Here is a 16,437-nt window from a genome sequence, read left to right as displayed (position 1 = left end):
CTGCGGTCCTACGTGTCCTCGCCCCTGCGGGACGCCAGCAGCAGGGCGATGTCGTCCGGCCGGTCGGCGCTGCCGCCCGCCTCGCCGACCAGCCGGTCGGCGGTCTCGGTCAGCGGGGACGGCCGGGCCGCCGCCAGGGCCAACCGCAGCCGCTCCACCCCGTCGTCGATGTCCATGCCCGGCATCTCCACCAGCCCGTCCGTGTAGAGGGCGAGCACCGCGCCCGTCTCCAGCCGCAGTTCCGTGACCGGGTACGAGGCGTCCGGGTCGACGCCGAGCACCACCCCGCCCGCCAGGTCCAGCACCTCGGTCCGGCCGTCGGAGTGGCGCAGCAACGGCTGGGGGTGACCGGCCCGGACGGCCCGCACGGCGCCGGACGCCGGGTCGAGCAGCACGTAGCAGCAGCTGGCGAACTGTCCCGGATCCAGGTCGATGAGCAGCTGGTTGGTGCCCCTCATCACCTGTTCCGGCGTACTGCCGCTGAGTGCGAAGGCCCGTACGGCGCTGCGGAGCTGCCCCATGGTCGCCGCAGCCGCCACCCCGTGGCCCTGGACGTCCCCGATGACGAGGGCCAGCAGGCCGCGCCCCGTCTCGATGACGTCGTACCAGTCGCCGCCGACGTCCATGCCCGCGGTGCCCGCGAGATAGCGGCCGACCGTGTCCACGTTCTCGCGCACCGGCAGCCGGTGCGGCAGCAGGGCCGACTGGAGCCCGCGCGCCAGCGCCGCCTCGCTGTCGTAGCGCCGGGCCCGCGCCAGGGCCTGTGCGATCAGGCCGGCCAGCGCCGTGAGCACCGTACGCTCCTCCGAGCTGAAGCCGCGGGGCGAGTCGAAGCCCAGGATGCACGAGCCGACCGGACGGCCCGAGGCGATCAGCGGCAGGAAGGCTCGGGCACCGACGTCGGCGTCGAGCGGAATGCCGGGATAGGCGGCGGCGAGGTGCTCCATCGACTCGAAGAACATCGGCCGGCCCGTGGTCAGCGTCTCCACGCCCGGCAGCCGCACGTCGAGCGAGACCCCGTCGAACCGGTTGAGGAAGCCCTGCGGGAAACCGGTCTCCCAGGCGAGGTACAGGTGCCGCTCGTCGAGCAGGTAGATCGCCAGCTGGCGGCCGCCGAAGGCCGGCAGCAGTTCCTCGGTGACCACCGCCGACACCTGCCGGGCCGTGACCGCCTCCGACAGCGCGATGGCGAGGGCCACCGGCCGGTACAGCGCGGAGGCCTGGTCGACGGGCGGAGCCAGGCCCGCAGCGGGCTGGACCACCGACGTGGGCGCGTAGGCGGGCTTCTCGGCGCGGCCGATCGTCAGGGTCACGCCGTCGGGGGCGGGGTCCAGGCCCACCGACAGCCATTCCCCGGGCGGGTGGCGGCCGCGCCGGGCCGGGAAGTGCGCCGGCTCGCCGGACATGAAGACAGCCCGGAAATGGTCGTCGTAGGCGTGGTGCCCCAGCCACGGCAGAGCCTCCCACAGCACCTTCCCGTACAGCTGCGGGCCGGCGAGGCCGAGCAGTTCCTCGGCCGCCGTGTTGACGAAACCGATCCGGCCCTGCCGGTCCAGCGAGAGGACCGCCAGCGCGAGCCGGTCGACTGCCGCGCGCGCGCCCGTGGAACCGGTGTCGGGCGGCGGCGTCGGCACCGCCACGGGGTCGCCCTCCCACGCCACCGGGGCCCCGGCCGCCGCGAGCTCCGCGAGCTCCTGGGCCAGCCGGTCCGCGGCCTCCCGCAACCGTTCCCGGTCGGCGGCCCCGACCGGGACGCCGGGGGTCGCCGGGCGCAGCACCAGGAGCACGCCGAACCGCTGCGTCCCGGCGGTCACCGGCTCGTACAGCGAGGCGAAGGGGAACGGCAGGCTGGCCACCATCTGCGGGAAGCGGCCCACGGCCGACTCCGCGTCGGCCAGGTGCACGGCCTGCCCGGTGCGGTAGACCTCGGCGGGCGGGTACGGGCGGTTCACCAGGATCCGCCACCACGGGCGGAACAGCGGCAGCGGCAGGCCCATGAACACCGCCAGCAGCAGGAGCCCGGCGGTGGGCGAGCGCAGGTACACCCCGCCCGCGTACCCGCCCACGGCCTGCACGGCGCTCACGGTCGCCCGGGCGAGTGCCTGAGTCGTGGCATCAGGGGCCGGGACGCCGCCGCTGTCCGCTCTCGCGATCACACAGTCAGGATGCGCCCTCGGCGGCGGCAACTGCATCCCGGCCGCGCCCGCGCCGCCCCGCCCGGTACCAGGTCACCACCGCGGCAGACGCGCACAACAGCACCACGGCCACCGTGCGCAGCGCTGCCCCCATCGCGTCGGTGAAGGCGACGACCTGAGCCGGATCCTGCGGGTTCCCGTGGAAGCGCGACGCCAGCACGGTGCCGACCACCGCCACGCCGAGGGCGGCGCCGATCTCCCGGGCCGCCGTGTTCAGCCCGGAGCCGAGCCCGGCCTGGTGGGAGGGCAGCTCGGCGACCACCGTCAGCGTCAGCGAGGGCGCGGCCAGGCCCGTTCCCACGGACAGCACCAGCAGGTAGAGCGCGTACAGGGCGTACGGGGTGCCCGCGTCGGCGGTGGAGACCAGCAGCAGCCCCGCCCCGATCAGGCCGAGCCCGGCGCCGACCGGCAGCCGCGGCCCGACGCGCTCCTGGAGCCGGGCGCCGAACCGGGGCACCAGCGCCATGCCGACGGTGAGTGGGACGATCGCGAAGCCGGTCCGGGCGGGGGAGAAGCCCTTCGCGTACTGGAGGTACTGGGCATTGACGAAGAACAGGGCGAAGAGCCCGAAGAAGGCGGCGCCGATGCCGAGCGTCCCGGCGCGCAGCCTGCGCGAGCCGAAGATCCGCGGGTCCAGCAGCGGGCGGGCGGCGCGCAGCGCATGGCCGGTGAACGCGGCGAGCAGCAGCGCACCGAGGACGAAGGCGGTCAGCACCTGCACCGAGGCCCAGCCGTACGCCGGCCCCTCGATGATCCCGTAGACCACCGCGAGCAGCGCGGCCGCGAGCAGCGCCGCCCCGAGGGGGTCGACGGCGGCGGCGGGCCGGGACGGAGTACGGGGCACCGCGCGGGCGACCGCGAGCGCGAGCAGCGCGCCGAGCGGGACGACGGCCCAGAACAGGGCCCGCCAGGTCAGGTACTCCCCGGCCAGGCCGCCGCCGACGTTGCCCGCCAGGCCCCCGAGGCCCGCGGACAGCGTCCAGGTGGCCAGGGCGCGGCCGCGGCGCTCGGGCGGAGTGAGGTGGACCAGGACGGACATGGTGGCGGGCATGATCAGGGCCGCGCCCGCCCCGCACACACCGCGCCCGGCGATCAGCACGGCCGGGTCCTGGGCGAGGGCGCTGGCGGCCCCGCCCGCGGCGAACAGGCCGAGCCCGGCGAGCAGCGCGCCCTTGCGGCCGTAGCGGTCGCCGAGCGCCCCGGCGGGGATCAGCAGCGCCGCGAAGACGATCACGTACGCGTCCACGGCCCACAGCAGCTCACCGGGATCCGGATGCAGCTCGGACGCCGCGAGCTGGGGGATCAGCAGGTTGACGGCGGCGACCATCCCCTGGGCGACCAGCACGCAGGCGCACAGGACGAGCAGGGCGGGCCGGGTGAGTGCGGGCGCGGGGACGGCGGGACCCTGCGTGACGGCATGGCGGAGCACGGCTCCTCCTCGGAGTCGGTGACGGTACGGGGGAAGGGAAGGAAGGGCCGGCAGCGGCCATCGCCCTTGGACCACCGTAAAGTTGGGCCGACCTGCTTTCCAGTGCAACTTGTGCAAGGGATGTATGCGTGTGACGCAATCCGGGCTGGACCTGAATCTCCTCGTCGCCCTGGACGTCCTCCTGGAGGAGGCGAGCGTGTCCCGGGCCGCGGCCCGCATGCACCTGTCCGAGCCCGCCATGAGCCGCACCCTCGGCCGGATCCGCAAGGCCCTCGGCGACCCGGTCCTGGTCCGGGCCGGCCGGGTCATGGTGCCCACCCCGCACGCGCTCGCCGTACAGGGGGAGGTCCGCGCAGTCGTCGAACGCGCCCGCGCCCTCTTCCTCACCGGCGGCGAGGTGGACCTGCCCACGCTCACCCGCACCTTCACCGTGCTGGCCAACGACGCCTTCACCGCCGTCTACGGGGCCACGCTCTTCAACCGGATGACCCGCGAGGCGCCCGGCGTGCGGCTGCGCTTCCTCCCGGAGAGCCACGTGGACGTCCCCGCCCTGCGCGAAGGCGTCGCCGACCTGGAACTCGGCGTCGTCGACACCCGTTCCCCCGAAGTGCGCGTCGAGCACCTCTCCGACGAGCGCATGCTGGGCGTCGTGCGCCGCGGGCACCCGCTGCTCCGCGGCCGCCTCACGGTGCGCCGGTTCGCCGCGGCCGAGCACCTGACCGCCTCCCGGCGCGGCCGCCTCGAAGGCCCGGTGGACGCCGCCCTCGCCGATCAGGGGCTGACCCGGCGCGTGGTGGGCAGCGTGGGCACCTTCCCCGCCTCCCTGTTCGTCCTGCGCGAGAGCGACCTCGTGGGGCTGCTGACCAGTCAGGTCGCACCGCTCGCCGCCGCGCTGGGACTGGAGACCTTCGAGATACCGCTCGACCTGCCGGCCCTGCCCTTCGGCATGGCCTGGCACCCGCGGCACGACGCCGACCCGGCGCACGCCTGGCTGCGCGCCTGCGCCCGCGAGCTGGCGCCGCCGCCGGACCGGGAGCCGCCGCGATAGGCCGACCGCCTCCCTCGTCCGGGGGACGTACGGGTGTGCGGCCCGGCCCCGGACGCGTCGCGGGGGACGATACGCACGCGTCCCACCTGGCGGCAGGCCCCCGGAAGGCAGAGCATGCGGTTCCAGTACGACACCATCGGCGAGCGTTACGCGGAGTCGAAGACCACGGCGGCCTTCTCGGCGGCCGACACCTACACCCTGCACGGAGCCCTCGACGCGCTCGGCGGGGTGCGCGGGCTCGACGCCCTCGACCTGGCCTGCGGATACGGCTACAACACCCGGCTGCTGGCCCGCGGCGGGGCCCGCCGGACCGTCGGCGTGGACGTCTCGGAGGAGATGATCCGGCTGGCCCGCGAGCACCAGGCCACCAAGGACCGGGCGGACGTCGAGTACCACGTCGCCGACGCCGCCGGCCTTCCCCAACTCGGCCCCTTCGACCTCGCCACCGCCGCGTACGTCTTCAGCTACGCGCCCGACCGCAAATCCCTGCACGCGATGTTCCGGTCCGTCCGCGCCAACCTGCGCGCCGGCGGGCGGCTGCTGGCCATCGTGCCCAACGCGGGGGCGTTCCCGCGCGTGGACTGGTCGCCGTACGGGGTCCGCATCATCGACCGGATCCCGGACGGCGACGCGCCCCTGCTGAAGGCGCACTTCCTGACCGAGCCGCCGGTGCCTTTCGAGTTCCGGGAGTGGGCCCACGCCGACCTCGCCGAAGCGGCCGTCGAGGCCGGCTTCGTCACCGTCGGCTGGCAGCCGAACCGGACCCCGCCCGCCGACGCCCTGCGCGACGAGGAGTACTGGACGGGGTACCGGGCCTGGCCGATCAGCTCACTGATGACCTGCACGGCGTAGGGCACCTCGGCGTGGGCACGGACGGGCCATGACGGACGGGTCACGACGGACAGGTCATGACCGGGCAGGTCACAGCTCCGCTGTCGCCCTGATCAGCTCGACGATCCGGTCGCGCGCCGCCCGCCCCTCCGGCACCGGAAGCAGCGGGTAGGTGTGCGGCAGCCCCACGGCCTCGTGGAACTCCACCTCGGTCCCGTCCGCCCGCGCCCGGCGCAGCAGCTCCCTGCTGTCCGTGGTCAGCACGTCCCGGGTCCCGGTGAACACCGTCAGCGGCGCCAGCCCCGCGAAGCTCCCGTGGAGGGGACTCACGCGGGGATCGTCGGCCGCCAGGGTCCCCGCGTACAGCCGGCCGGCCTCCCGCAGCCCCGGACGCGCCAGCATCGGATCGGCCGCCTCGATGGCGGCCTGGTCCGGATGGCTCATGGTCACGTCCAGCCAGGGCGAGATCAGCACGATCCTGGAAGGCTGCGCCCCGGTGCGGTCGCGCAGCCGCTGCGCGGCCGCCAGCGCCAGCCCGGCCCCCGCCGAGTCCCCGATGAGCACCGTCCCGCCGCCACCGCCGCCCGCGATCAGGCCGCTCAGCAGGTCGGCGGCGACCGGGACGGTCCGGTCGGCGGTACCGCGCGGAGCGAGGATGTACGCCGGTACGACGACCCGCGCCCGCGCCTGCGTGACCAGGGTCCGGATCAGCGTCCAGTGCGGGCGGACCAGTTCGTTGATGTACTCGCCGCCGTGCACGTACAGCACCTGCGCCGCGGGCTCCCTCCCGAGCGGGGAGACGTCGTACACCGGCCAGGCTCCGACGAAGGTCCGAGAGATGTCCGCGACCCGGCCCAGCGAACGCGGCGGCAGATGGGAGGCGGGCCGTCGGGCGGCCTCCGCCACCCGGGTCCGTACCGCCTCGGCGCTCGCGAACCGTCTTCGGCGTCCCGCCGCGATCAGCGCGGCCGACAGCGCCCTGCTGCGCAGACTCGGCACGCCCCTCACCATCCCTTTCCCCACGCCGTCGCCGGCGCGAGCCCCTTCCCCGTCACGGGAGGAGCATAGGCGTGAAGCTGCGCTGTCGACCCGCTTAAGAAAGTCTCGATGGACTGATCACCGCGCCGATCGGCAGATTGGTGCCCGTCACCGACGCCGTCCGGGCCCGCACGCCCGCGGCGCCTCCTTCCGCATGCCTGGAGCCACCCCATGAAGGCACTCGTCAAGCACAAGGCCGAGCCCGGACTGTGGCTGATGGACGTCCCCGAGCCCGAGTACGGACCCGGCGACGTGCTGATCAAGGTGCTGCGCACCGGCATCTGCGGAACCGACCTCCACATCCGGGCCTGGGACGGCTGGGCGCAGGGCGCGGTCAAGACCCCGCTCGTCCTCGGCCACGAGTTCGTCGGCGAGGTCGCGGCGCTCGGCGCGGACGTCCGCGACATCGAGATCGGCGCGCTCGTCAGCGGCGAGGGCCACCTGGTGTGCGGCAAGTGCCGCAACTGTCTGGCCGGCCGCCGCCACCTGTGCCGCAGCACGATCGGCCTCGGCGTCGGGCGCGACGGCGCCTTCGCCGAGTACGTCGTCCTGCCCGCGCAGAACGTGTGGGCGCACCGCACCGCCGTCGACCTGGACGTGGCGGCGATCTTCGACCCGTTCGGCAACGCCGTGCACACGGCCCTGTCCTTCCCGATGGTCGGCGAGGACGTACTGATCACCGGCGCCGGCCCGATCGGGATCATGGCGGCGGCCGTGGCCAAGCACGCCGGCGCGCGCAACGTGGTCATCACGGACGTCAGCCCCGAGCGGCTGGAGATCGCCCGCAAGGCGGGCGCCACGCTCGCGGTGAACGTCGCCGAGTCCTCGATCGCCGAGGCGCAGGCGCGGCTCGGCCTGCGCGAGGGCTTCGACGTCGGCCTGGAGATGTCCGGCCGTGCCGAGGCGATGCGCGACATGATCGACAACATGACGCACGGCGGCAAGATCGCCATGCTGGGCCTGCCCGCGCAGGAGTTCCCGGTGGACTGGGCGAAGGTCGTCACCTCGATGATCACCATCAAGGGCATCTACGGCCGCGAGATGTTCGAGACCTGGTACGCGATGACCGTGCTGCTGGAGGGCGGGCTCGACCTCAGCCCCGTGATCACCGGCCGCTACTCGCACCGCGACTTCGAAGCCGCCTTCGACGAGGCGTCGACCGCCCGCAGCGGCAAGATCATCCTGGACTGGACGGCGTAACCGCCCTCCGTCCCCCGCCGAACCATCTCCCCCCGGCCGGGCCCCGCACACCCTCTCCCCCAGACTCCGTCCGGGGGGACCCCCACCCTCCGCGGGGCCCGGCCCCCCTTCCTCGTCCCCTCGCCGCCCTCCGCCGCACAAGGAGAACCGCACATGTTCGAGACCGTCCGCGAGGACCTCCGCACCACCCTCGACGAGATCCGCGCCGCCGGCCTGCACAAGCCCGAGCGCGTCATCGGCACCCCGCAGAACGCCGCGGTCGCCGTCACTGCGGGCGGCACCCCCGGCGAGGTGCTCAACTTCTGCGCGAACAACTACCTGGGGCTGGCCGACCACCCCGAGGTGGTCACCGCGGCGAAGGACGCACTGGACCGCTGGGGCTACGGCATGGCCTCCGTCCGCTTCATCTGCGGCACCCAGGAGGTGCACAAGGAGCTGGAGGCGCGGCTGTCGGCCTTCCTCGGCCAGGAGGACACGATCCTCTACTCCTCCTGCTTCGACGCCAACGGCGGAGTCTTCGAGACCCTCCTCGGTGCCGAGGACGCGGTCATCTCCGACGCCCTCAACCACGCCTCCATCATCGACGGCATCCGGCTGAGCAAGGCCAAGCGCTTCCGCTACGCCAACCGCGACATGGCCGAGCTCGAAACCCGCCTGAAGGAAGCCACGGAGGGCGGCGCCCGCCGCAAGCTGATCGTCACCGACGGCGTCTTCTCCATGGACGGCTACGTCGCCCCGCTCGCCGAGATCTGCGACCTGGCGGAGCGCTACGACGCCATGGTCATGGTCGACGACTCGCACGCCGTCGGCTTCGTCGGCCCCGGCGGCCGCGGCACCCCGGAACTGCACGGCGTCATGGACCGCGTCGACATCATCACCGGCACCCTCGGCAAGGCCCTCGGCGGCGCCTCCGGCGGCTACGTCGCGGCCCGCGCCGAAATCGTGGAGCTGCTGCGTCAGCGCTCGCGCCCGTACCTCTTCTCCAACTCCCTCGCCCCGGTCATCGCCGCGGCCTCCCTCAACGTCCTCGACCTGCTGGAGTCCGCCGGCGACCTGCGCGAGCGGCTCGCCGCCAACACCGCGCTCTTCCGCACGAAGATGACCGAGGCCGGCTTCGAGATCCTCCCGGGCGACCACGCCATCGCCCCGGTGATGATCGGCGACGCGGCCGAGGCGGGCCGGATGGCGGAGCTGCTCCTGGAGCGCGGGGTCTACGTGATCGGCTTCTCCTACCCGGTGGTGCCGATGGGCGCGGCGCGCATCCGCGTCCAGCTCTCGGCGGCCCACTCGACGGCCGACGTGGAGCGCGCGGTGGCTGCGTTCACGGACGCCCGTGCGGCGCTGGCGGCTGAGAAGGCCTGAATGGCTCGAGTGGCGCGAGTGGCCCGAGTGGCTCAAGTGGTCTGAGGTGCCGGAGAGCTGCGAGGGGTCTGATCGGTCTCGGCGGTCTCGGCGGTCTCGGCGGCCTGAGAGGTCCGATCGGTCAGAGGGGTTCGAGCGGTCCGAGCGGCCGAGGGGCCCTGCGTGGCCTGCGACAATGGAGGGGTGATCGACCCCCGCCGGCTGCGCATCCTGCGGGCCGTGGCGGACCACCGTACGGTGACCGCCGCGGCCGCAGCCCTGTACCTCACCCCCTCGGCCGTCTCCCAGCAGCTCGCGGCGCTGGAACAGGAGACCGGCCACGCGCTGCTCACCCGCAGCGGCCGGGGCGTACGGCTCACCGCGGCCGGTGAGATCCTCCTCGGCCACACCCACGAGGTGCTGGCGCAGCTGGAGCGGGCCGAGGCCGAACTCGCGGCGTACGCGGGCGGCTCGGCGGGCGAGGTCACCGTGGCCGCCTTCGCGACGGGGATCGCGGAGGTCCTGGCCCCGGCCATCGCCCGGCTCGCGCTGGAGCGGCCGGGCATCCGGCTGCGGGTCCGTGACGCGGAGGGCGACCAGAGCCTGCCGCTGCTGCTGGACGGCGAGGCGGACGTGGCCCTGGCGGTCGAGTACCGGGGCGGCCCGGGGGCGGACGACGCCCGGTTGTCGGTCCTCCCGCTGTACGCCGAGCCCTTCGACGCGGTGCTGCCCTCGGGGCACCCCCTGGCCGACGCGCCCGCGGTGTCGCTGGCGGGCCTGTCCGACGCGGACTGGGTGGGCCAGTACCCCGGCAACCCCTGCCACGACGTAACGCTGCTCGCCTGCGAACTGGCCGGCTTCGAGCCCCGGTTCGTCCACTCCTCCGACGACTTCCGCGCCGTGACCGCGCTGGTGGGCGCCGGGGCCGGCGTGGCCCTCGTACCGCGTTCGGCACTGCGGGGCATGGACCTCAAGGAGGTCCAGGTCCGCCCGGTCACCGGCCCGGCCGCCACCCGCCGGGTCTTCGCCGCCACCCGCCGAGGCGCCGAGACCCACCCCCTGATCGCCCCGGTGCTGGCCGCCCTGGTCCGGGAGGCGGAACGGGTGCCGGGTCACTAAGGGCACGCCTTCGGACGCTCACCGTTGGTCCGATGTGCTGGCCTGCTCGCGTGTCCGGCGGGCAGGGAGGCTGTGTCGCGCTCCCTACGGGTCAGGCTCTCGTTCATACCCGGGGAACGCCCCCGGGGTTGTCCGAGGGCAGGAGCACTCACATGAGTCCTGAGCACAGCGCGACCCCGCAGGACGGGCCGACGCCTCGTGGCGGGCTGAAGGGGATCCGCAGGCTCATCGCGATCGCGGCGGCGGTGACCGTCGCGGTCGGGACCCCCGCGGTGGCGGTGGCCGCCGCCGCGACCAGCCAGTCCGGCACCGGCACGTCGTACGCCGCCGATCCGCACTGCGACGACTACGACGACGACGACGATGACGATCACCCGAACAGGAAGTGCAAGACCCCGAAGGCCAGACCGACCGTCACGGTGACGAGAACGGTCACCGCCTACCCGACGGCCACGGCGACCACCACGGCGTGCGGCACGGGCGTCGACTCGACGCAGCCGAACGGCCAGGAGCAGTTCCTCGCGGCACTGGTGAACGGGGTGGCGTACGCCGGCAGGCGGGCCAACATCAACACCACCCCGGACAACCCGAACATCGTGTCGGGTGCGCTCAACACCCCTGGCTGGACCAACCTGAGCACTATCCCGGGCTACCCGACGGCTTCCCGGGTGTGCGACGTCTCGGTGGACGCCAACGGCAGCGACGTGTTCTACAAGGTCATCACCACGGCCGGAACGGTCCACACCCTGCACTGCGCGGGCGGCGGCACCGCTCTCGTCTGTCCCGCGCCGGCACTGGGCAACAACCCGCAGTCCCAGTGGACGGCGGTGACCCCCCAGCCCTAGCGCCCCGGCAGCGGCTGGAGCAAGGCCCCCGGCCGAGGCCGGCCGGGGGCCTCAGACCCGGACGACCTCCACCCCCGCCGCCGTGAAGCGGGCCGCCACCTCCGCCGGGATGCCGGTGTCCGTCACCAGTACGTCCACCTGTGTGGTCGCGCAGATGCGGGCGAAGGCGCGGACGCCCAGCTTGCTGGAGTCGGCCGCGATCACCACCCGACGAGCCCGCTCGCACAGCAGGCGGTTGACCGAGGCCTCGTCCTCGTGCCGGGTCGCCGCGCCGTCGGCCGGGTCGAAGCCGTCCACGCCGAGCACCGCGGTGTCCACGGCGAGTTGGCCGAGCACCTGCTCGGCGAGGGGGCCCGTGAGCTCGTAGGACTGGGGGCGGGCGACACCCCCCGTCAGCACGATCTTGAACTGCGGCCGGATCACCAGCTCGCCCGCGATGTTGAGGGCGTTCGTCACCACCGTGAGCGCCGGCGAGCCCTGGGCCAGGTCCGGGCGGCCGGCCAGGGCCCGCGCCACCTCGGTGGTCGTGGTGCCGCCCGTCAGGCCGATCACCTCGCCCGGCGAGATCAGGGCCGCCACCGCCTCGCTGATCCGGCGCTTCTCGGCGGCCCGGCGCGAGGTCCGGTAGCGCAGTGGGAGTTCGTACGAGACCCCGTGCAGCACGGCCCCGCCGCGGGTGCGGACCAGCAGCTGCTGCTCGGCGAGCTGGTCGAGGTCGCGGCGGATGGTCGCGGCCGACACACCCAGGGCCTCCGCCGCCGGCTCCACCTCCAGCTCGCCCCGCTCCACGAGCAGGTCCAGCAGTGTCTGCCAGCGCTCCTTGCGCGTCATCGGCCGCCCCCTTCGGTCTTTCCTGCGACATTCGTTCCACGACGCTCGCCGGTGAGTTCCCTCGGCCTCCACCGGTCCACCCGGCGACACTAACTCAGTCGATCACCCCGTGGATGCTTGAAGTTGCGTGAAACTGCCCGATACCTTGCAGGAAAACGCATTCAGACCCGCCTGTCGCACGAGGGAGCCTGTATGAGTCACGTCGCGCACGAGTTGGGCACACAGCCCGCATGCTGGGAGCGGGCCGCCGAACTGGCCCCGGCCCGGCGGGGGGTGCTGCCGCAGCCGGGGGAGCGTACCGCGATCGTCGGGTGCGGGACCTCGTACTTCATGGCCCAGGCGGCCGCCGTCCTGCGCGAGGGGGCCGGGCAGGGCGAGACCGACGCCTTCGCCGCCTCGGAGTTCCCCCGCCACCGCCGCTACGACAGGGTCGTCGCCCTGACCCGCTCCGGCACCACCACGGAGGTGCTCGACCTGCTGGGCGCGCTCCGCGACGCGGGCGTGCCCACGACCGCCGTCATCGGCGATCCCGCGACCCCGGTGATGACCCTCGCGGACGAGCTCGTCGTCCTCGACTTCGCCGACGAACAGTCCGTCGTGCAGACCCGCTTCGCGACCACCGCCCTCACCCTGCTGCGCGCCCACGTCGGGCTGCACACCGCCGCCGTGGTCGCCGACGCCCGGACCGCCCTCACCGAGCCGCTGCCCGCCGAGCTGGCGAGCCGGGGGCAGTTCACCTTCCTCGGCCGCGGCTGGAGCGTCGGGCTGGCCAACGAAGCCGCGCTCAAGATGCGGGAGGCCTCGCTGTCCTGGGCCGAGTCCTACCCGGCGATGGAGTACCGGCACGGGCCGATCAGCGTCTCCGGACCCGGCACCGCCACCTGGTCCCTGGACGAGGCCCCCGAAGGACTCGCCGCGCAGGTACGGGCCACCGGCGCCCAGTGGGTGGCCGGGCGGCTCGACCCGCTCGCCGAACTGGTCCGCGTGCACCGCCTCGCGCTCGCCGTCGCCGCCCACCAGCAGCTGGATCCGGACGCGCCGCGCCATCTCACCCGCTCGGTGATCCTCACCACCGGCGAGGAGGCGGTCCGATGAGCCTCGTGCCCGCGGGCCCCCTCGTCCTGGAGGCGGCCCGCGCGGGCCGCGCCGTCGCCGCCTTCAACATCATCACCCTGGAGCACGCCGAAGCGGTCGTGGCCGGGGCCGAGGCCGCCGGGCTGCCGGTCATCCTGCAACTGAGCGAGAACGCCGTGAAGTTCCGCGGCGGGCAGCTGCTGCCCATCTCCCGCGCGGCCGCCGCCTGCGCGGACGCCGCCGGGGTCCGCGTCGGCCTGCACCTGGACCACGTCAAGAGCACGGAACTGCTCCGCCAGGCCTGCGACGCCGGGTACAGCTCGGTGATGTACGACGCCGCGCAGCTCCCGTACGGGGAGAACCTGGAGGCGACGCGCTCCGCCGCCGACTGGGCGCACGCCAACGGGCTGTGGATCGAAGCCGAGTTGGGCGAGGTCGGCGGCAAGAACGGCGCCGCCCCGCTTGACCCGCACGCGCCCGGCGCCCGTACGGACCCGGACGAGGCGCGGCGGTTCGTCGCCGACTCCGATGTCGACGCGCTGGCCGTCGCGATCGGCAGCAGCCACGCGATGACCAGCCGGACCGCGGCCCTGGACCACGTGCTGCTGGCCCGGCTGGCCAAGACGGTGGACGTGCCGCTCGTCCTGCACGGCTCCTCCGGGCTGCCGGACGCCGAGCTCGCGGCGGCCGTCGCCGGCGGCATCCGCAAGGTCAACATCGGCACCGCGCTCAACGTGGCCATGACCGAGGCCATCCGCACCCACCTCACCCCGGCGGACCCCCGGCCGTACCTGACGGCCGCCCGGACGGCGATGACGGCGACGGCGGCGGCTATGATCAGCGCCCTGAACTGACGGGGCACGGGGGCGGGACGGTCGTGGAAGCACAGTCCGGACGTACGAATCGGCGCAGGTTCCTGCTGATCGCCGGCCTGCCCCTGCTCGCCGCAGGAGGGCTCACCACGTACGCCGCGTGGCCGGAGCCGAACCCGGCCAAGGTCCGGGTCCGCACCGACCTCGACCCGCTGAAGTCCCGCTTCGGGACGTACGTGGGCGAGCTGACCGAGGCGCACTGGCTGGGCTACGACATGGACGAGAGCCCCGGGGACCGGACCATCCCGAGCCCGGACTCCCGGATCCGCCTCGTCGGTGTCGCCCGCCTCGCGGCCGGCGGCGCGGCCGCGATCGTGCGCAACGCCGAGTACGCCTTCACGCCCACCGTACCCACGTCCGCGCTGCCGGCCCCGCTGGAGAAGTACGTGCCCGCCGACGCCGCCTGGCAGCACAGCCCGCAGTTCGACGAGTACGTGAACCGCCCGCAGTCGGACGGCCGTCCCTCGGGCGCGTACCACCTCGACGAGGCCCGGGACCTCGTCCACTTCGACCTCGTGTACCTGTACACCTGACGGCCCGGGGGGCGGCGGCTCAGATGCCGACGGCCCCGTCGATCCGCTCGCGGAGCAGGTCGGCGTGCCCGTTGTGGCGGGCGTACTCCTCGACCATGTGGATGAGGACCCAGCGCAGGGACACCCTGCCGCGCCACTCGTCCACGGCCTCGACGTCGAGGTGGGGCGCCTCGGCGACGTAGCGTTCGGCGAAGGCCACCTCGGTGCGCCACGCCTCCCAGGCCGCCTCGACGGCGGCGGGGTCGGACACGGCGCCGTCGAAGTCCCCGTCGGGATCGGCCGCGGAGGAGAAGAGCGGCGGTGCGTCCTGCCCCGCCAGGACCTGCCGGAACCAGCGGCGCTCCACATCGGCGAGGTGCCGGACCAGCCCCAGCAGGGAGAGCGTGGACGGTTCGATCGACCGCCGCGCCAACTCCTCTCCCACGCCCGCGCACTTCAGCTCCAGGGTCGCGCGGTGGTCCGCCAGGAAGGCGGCCAGCATGCGCCGTTCGTCGCCGGTGGCGGGGCCGCTGAAGCGGCCGTCCCGCTCGGGCTCGACGAAGAATTCCGCTCTGCTCCGTGGGGTCGTCATAGCCGAGAGTATGAACGCCGCCGCCCGGCCGACGGCACCCGGGTCCTTCCTAATTTCTGAAACTGGTTCTACTCTGACCGCCGCCACAGCGAACCGGCTGGACCGCGACACTCCCGGAGGGGCCGTGCACCTCGAATACACGCCTGAGCAGCAGCAGTTGCGCACCGAGCTGCGTGCCTACTTCGCCGAGCTGCTACCGGACGACGTCTACGCCCGCTACGAGGACCCGGCCGCCCAGAAGCGCTACTACCGGGAGACGATCCGCCGGCTCGGCGCCGACGGCTGGCTCGGGGTCGGCTGGCCCAAGGAGTACGGCGGCCGCGGCATGTCCCCGATGGACCAGTTCATCTTCTTCGACGAGGCCGCGCAAGCCGTCGTACCGCTGCCCCTGATGGCGCTCAACACGGTCGGGCCGACCATCATGCAGTTCGGCACCGACGAGCAGAAGGCGTACTTCCTGCCGAAGATCCTCGCGGGCGAGATCGACTTCGCCATCGGCTACAGCGAGCCCGACGCCGGCACCGACCTCGCGGCGCTCAAGTGCAAGGCCGTCCGCGAGGGCGACGAGGAGAGCGGCACCTACGTCGTCAACGGCCAGAAGATCTGGACCACCAACGGCGACACCGCCGACTGGGTCTGGCTCGCCGTGCGCACCGACCCGGACGCCCCCGCGCACAAGGGCATCACCATGCTGCTCGTGCCGACCTCCGACCCCGGCTACTCCTGGACCCTGATCAAGACCCTCGCCTCGCACGACACCACCGCCAGCCACTACGAGGACATCCGCGTCCCCGCGAGCCGCCGGGTCGGCCAGGAGAACAAGGGCTGGCGCCTGATCACCAATCAGCTCAACCACGAGCGCGTCACCCTGGCCGCGCACGGCACCATGGCCATCCGCGCCCTCCACGACGTCCAGCGCTGGGCCGCATCGACCAAGCTCGCCGACGGCCGCCGGGTCATCGACCTCGGCTGGGTACGCGGCCGCCTCGCGCGCACCCACGCCCGGCTCGACGCGATGAAACTGCTCAACTGGCAGATGGTGAACGCCGTCCAGGCCGGCACCCTCACCCCGCAGGACGCCTCCGCGGTCAAGGTGTACGGCTCCGAGGCCCGGCGCGACGCGTACGCCTGGCTCATGGAGATCGTCGGCGCGGCCGGCTCCCTCAAGGACGGCTCCGCCGGCGCGGTCCTGCACGGCGAGCTCGAACGCGGCTACCGCAGCGCCGTCATCTTCACCTTCGGCGGCGGCAACAACGAGATCCAGCGCGAGATCATCTCCTGGATCGGCCTGGGCATGCCCCGAGTCCGCCGCTGACGCCCTGTGACAAAGCCTTGCCGCTTGTCCTTCGGGCGGCCGCGGACTTCGACGGCACGGAGCGCCCCGCGGCGCGTGGCTGCGGGGCGCCTTGTTGGGGGTTAGTCGACCTGCTCCCCGTCGTACGTATTCTTCGACCGGATCACCTACTCCGACGACCTGAGCACCGTCGTCGAAGCCCGCTACGAGATCGTC

General features: G+C 73.6%; 15 protein-coding genes. 10 read left to right on the top strand and 5 right to left on the bottom strand.

What is annotated here, in order from left to right; all coding sequences use genetic code 11:
• Positions 1–8 precede the first annotated feature (8 nt).
• Together IF88_RS0108235 and IF88_RS0108230 are read right to left on the bottom strand one after the other, a co-directional pair.
• On the bottom strand, positions 9–2,192 hold the full coding sequence (locus IF88_RS0108235; protein WP_030708791.1) for a SpoIIE family protein phosphatase: 2,184 nt from the start codon (positions 2,190–2,192) through the stop codon (positions 9–11).
• On the bottom strand, positions 2,161–3,624 hold the full coding sequence (locus IF88_RS0108230; RefSeq protein WP_030708789.1) for an MFS transporter: 1,464 nt from the start codon (positions 3,622–3,624) through the stop codon (positions 2,161–2,163). Before IF88_RS0108230 ends, IF88_RS0108235 begins: the two co-directional genes overlap by 32 nt.
• A 124-nt stretch (positions 3,625–3,748) precedes the next feature.
• Between IF88_RS0108230 and IF88_RS0108225 the strand changes: the two genes are divergently transcribed.
• On the top strand, positions 3,749–4,672 hold the full coding sequence (locus IF88_RS0108225; RefSeq protein ID WP_030708788.1) for a LysR family transcriptional regulator: 924 nt from the start codon (positions 3,749–3,751) through the stop codon (positions 4,670–4,672).
• Positions 4,673–4,786: 114 nt separating this feature from the next.
• A complete protein-coding gene (locus IF88_RS0108220; RefSeq protein WP_030708787.1) occupies positions 4,787–5,524 on the top strand; it encodes a class I SAM-dependent methyltransferase in 738 nt (245 codons plus the stop codon).
• A 69-nt stretch (positions 5,525–5,593) separates the two neighbouring features.
• Here the strand turns inward: IF88_RS0108220 and IF88_RS0108215 are convergent, their stop codons facing one another.
• Positions 5,594–6,502, bottom strand: a complete 909-nt coding sequence (locus IF88_RS0108215) for an alpha/beta hydrolase fold domain-containing protein (protein ID WP_037805603.1) — start codon at positions 6,500–6,502, stop codon at positions 5,594–5,596.
• Between the two features lie 210 nt (positions 6,503–6,712).
• On the opposite strand from IF88_RS0108215, the gene tdh reads away from it, so the two are divergent.
• From tdh to IF88_RS0108195, 4 genes are all read left to right on the top strand, one after another.
• Positions 6,713–7,741: an L-threonine 3-dehydrogenase gene (gene tdh, locus IF88_RS0108210; protein WP_030708785.1), complete on the top strand. Its 1,029-nt coding sequence runs from the start codon at positions 6,713–6,715 to the stop codon at positions 7,739–7,741.
• 153 nt (positions 7,742–7,894) lie between these two features.
• On the top strand, positions 7,895–9,103 hold the full coding sequence (locus tag IF88_RS0108205; RefSeq protein WP_030708783.1) for a glycine C-acetyltransferase: 1,209 nt from the start codon (positions 7,895–7,897) through the stop codon (positions 9,101–9,103).
• 183 nt (positions 9,104–9,286) lie between these two features.
• Positions 9,287–10,201 carry a LysR family transcriptional regulator gene (locus tag IF88_RS0108200; protein ID WP_030708781.1) on the top strand — a complete coding sequence of 305 codons (915 nt, stop codon included), beginning with the start codon at positions 9,287–9,289 and terminating at the stop codon, positions 10,199–10,201.
• Between the two features lie 152 nt (positions 10,202–10,353).
• Positions 10,354–11,046: a hypothetical protein gene (locus tag IF88_RS0108195; protein WP_030708779.1), complete on the top strand. Its 693-nt coding sequence runs from the start codon at positions 10,354–10,356 to the stop codon at positions 11,044–11,046.
• A gap of 51 nt (positions 11,047–11,097) precedes the next feature.
• Here IF88_RS0108195 and IF88_RS0108190 read toward each other — a convergent pair whose 3' ends face one another.
• The gene (locus IF88_RS0108190; protein WP_030708777.1) at positions 11,098–11,877 is read right to left on the bottom strand and encodes a DeoR/GlpR family DNA-binding transcription regulator; all 780 of its coding nucleotides are present in this window, start codon (positions 11,875–11,877) and stop codon (positions 11,098–11,100) included.
• Positions 11,878–12,069: 192 nt separating this feature from the next.
• Between IF88_RS0108190 and IF88_RS0108185 the strand changes: the two genes are divergently transcribed.
• The 3 genes from IF88_RS0108185 to IF88_RS0108175 are packed head-to-tail and all read left to right on the top strand — an operon-like array spanning position 12,070 to position 14,356.
• A complete protein-coding gene (locus IF88_RS0108185; protein WP_030708775.1) occupies positions 12,070–12,972 on the top strand; it encodes an SIS domain-containing protein in 903 nt (300 codons plus the stop codon).
• Entirely contained in the window at positions 12,969–13,805 is an 837-nt protein-coding gene (locus IF88_RS0108180) for a class II fructose-bisphosphate aldolase (RefSeq protein ID WP_030708773.1), read from the top strand. Before IF88_RS0108185 ends, IF88_RS0108180 begins: the two co-directional genes overlap by 4 nt.
• Positions 13,806–13,828: 23 nt before the next feature.
• Positions 13,829–14,356 (top strand): hypothetical protein, encoded by a 528-nt coding sequence (locus tag IF88_RS0108175; RefSeq protein ID WP_030708771.1) that lies wholly within the window; start codon positions 13,829–13,831, stop codon positions 14,354–14,356.
• Between the two features lie 19 nt (positions 14,357–14,375).
• On the opposite strand, the gene IF88_RS0108170 is transcribed toward IF88_RS0108175, so the two are convergent.
• Positions 14,376–14,927 (bottom strand): DinB family protein, encoded by a 552-nt coding sequence (locus IF88_RS0108170; RefSeq protein ID WP_030708769.1) that lies wholly within the window; start codon positions 14,925–14,927, stop codon positions 14,376–14,378.
• Between the two features lie 124 nt (positions 14,928–15,051).
• Between IF88_RS0108170 and IF88_RS0108165 the strand changes: the two genes are divergently transcribed.
• Positions 15,052–16,242 carry an acyl-CoA dehydrogenase family protein gene (locus IF88_RS0108165; protein WP_030708767.1) on the top strand — a complete coding sequence of 397 codons (1,191 nt, stop codon included), beginning with the start codon at positions 15,052–15,054 and terminating at the stop codon, positions 16,240–16,242.
• Positions 16,243–16,437 lie beyond the last annotated feature (195 nt).

It is taken from the genome of Streptomyces sp. NRRL F-2580, from assembly GCF_000720115.1.
GTDB lineage: Bacteria > Actinomycetota > Actinomycetes > Streptomycetales > Streptomycetaceae > Streptomyces.
The sequence above is the reverse complement of the archived record's forward strand: the minus strand, read 5'-3'. Positions and strand labels throughout refer to the sequence as shown.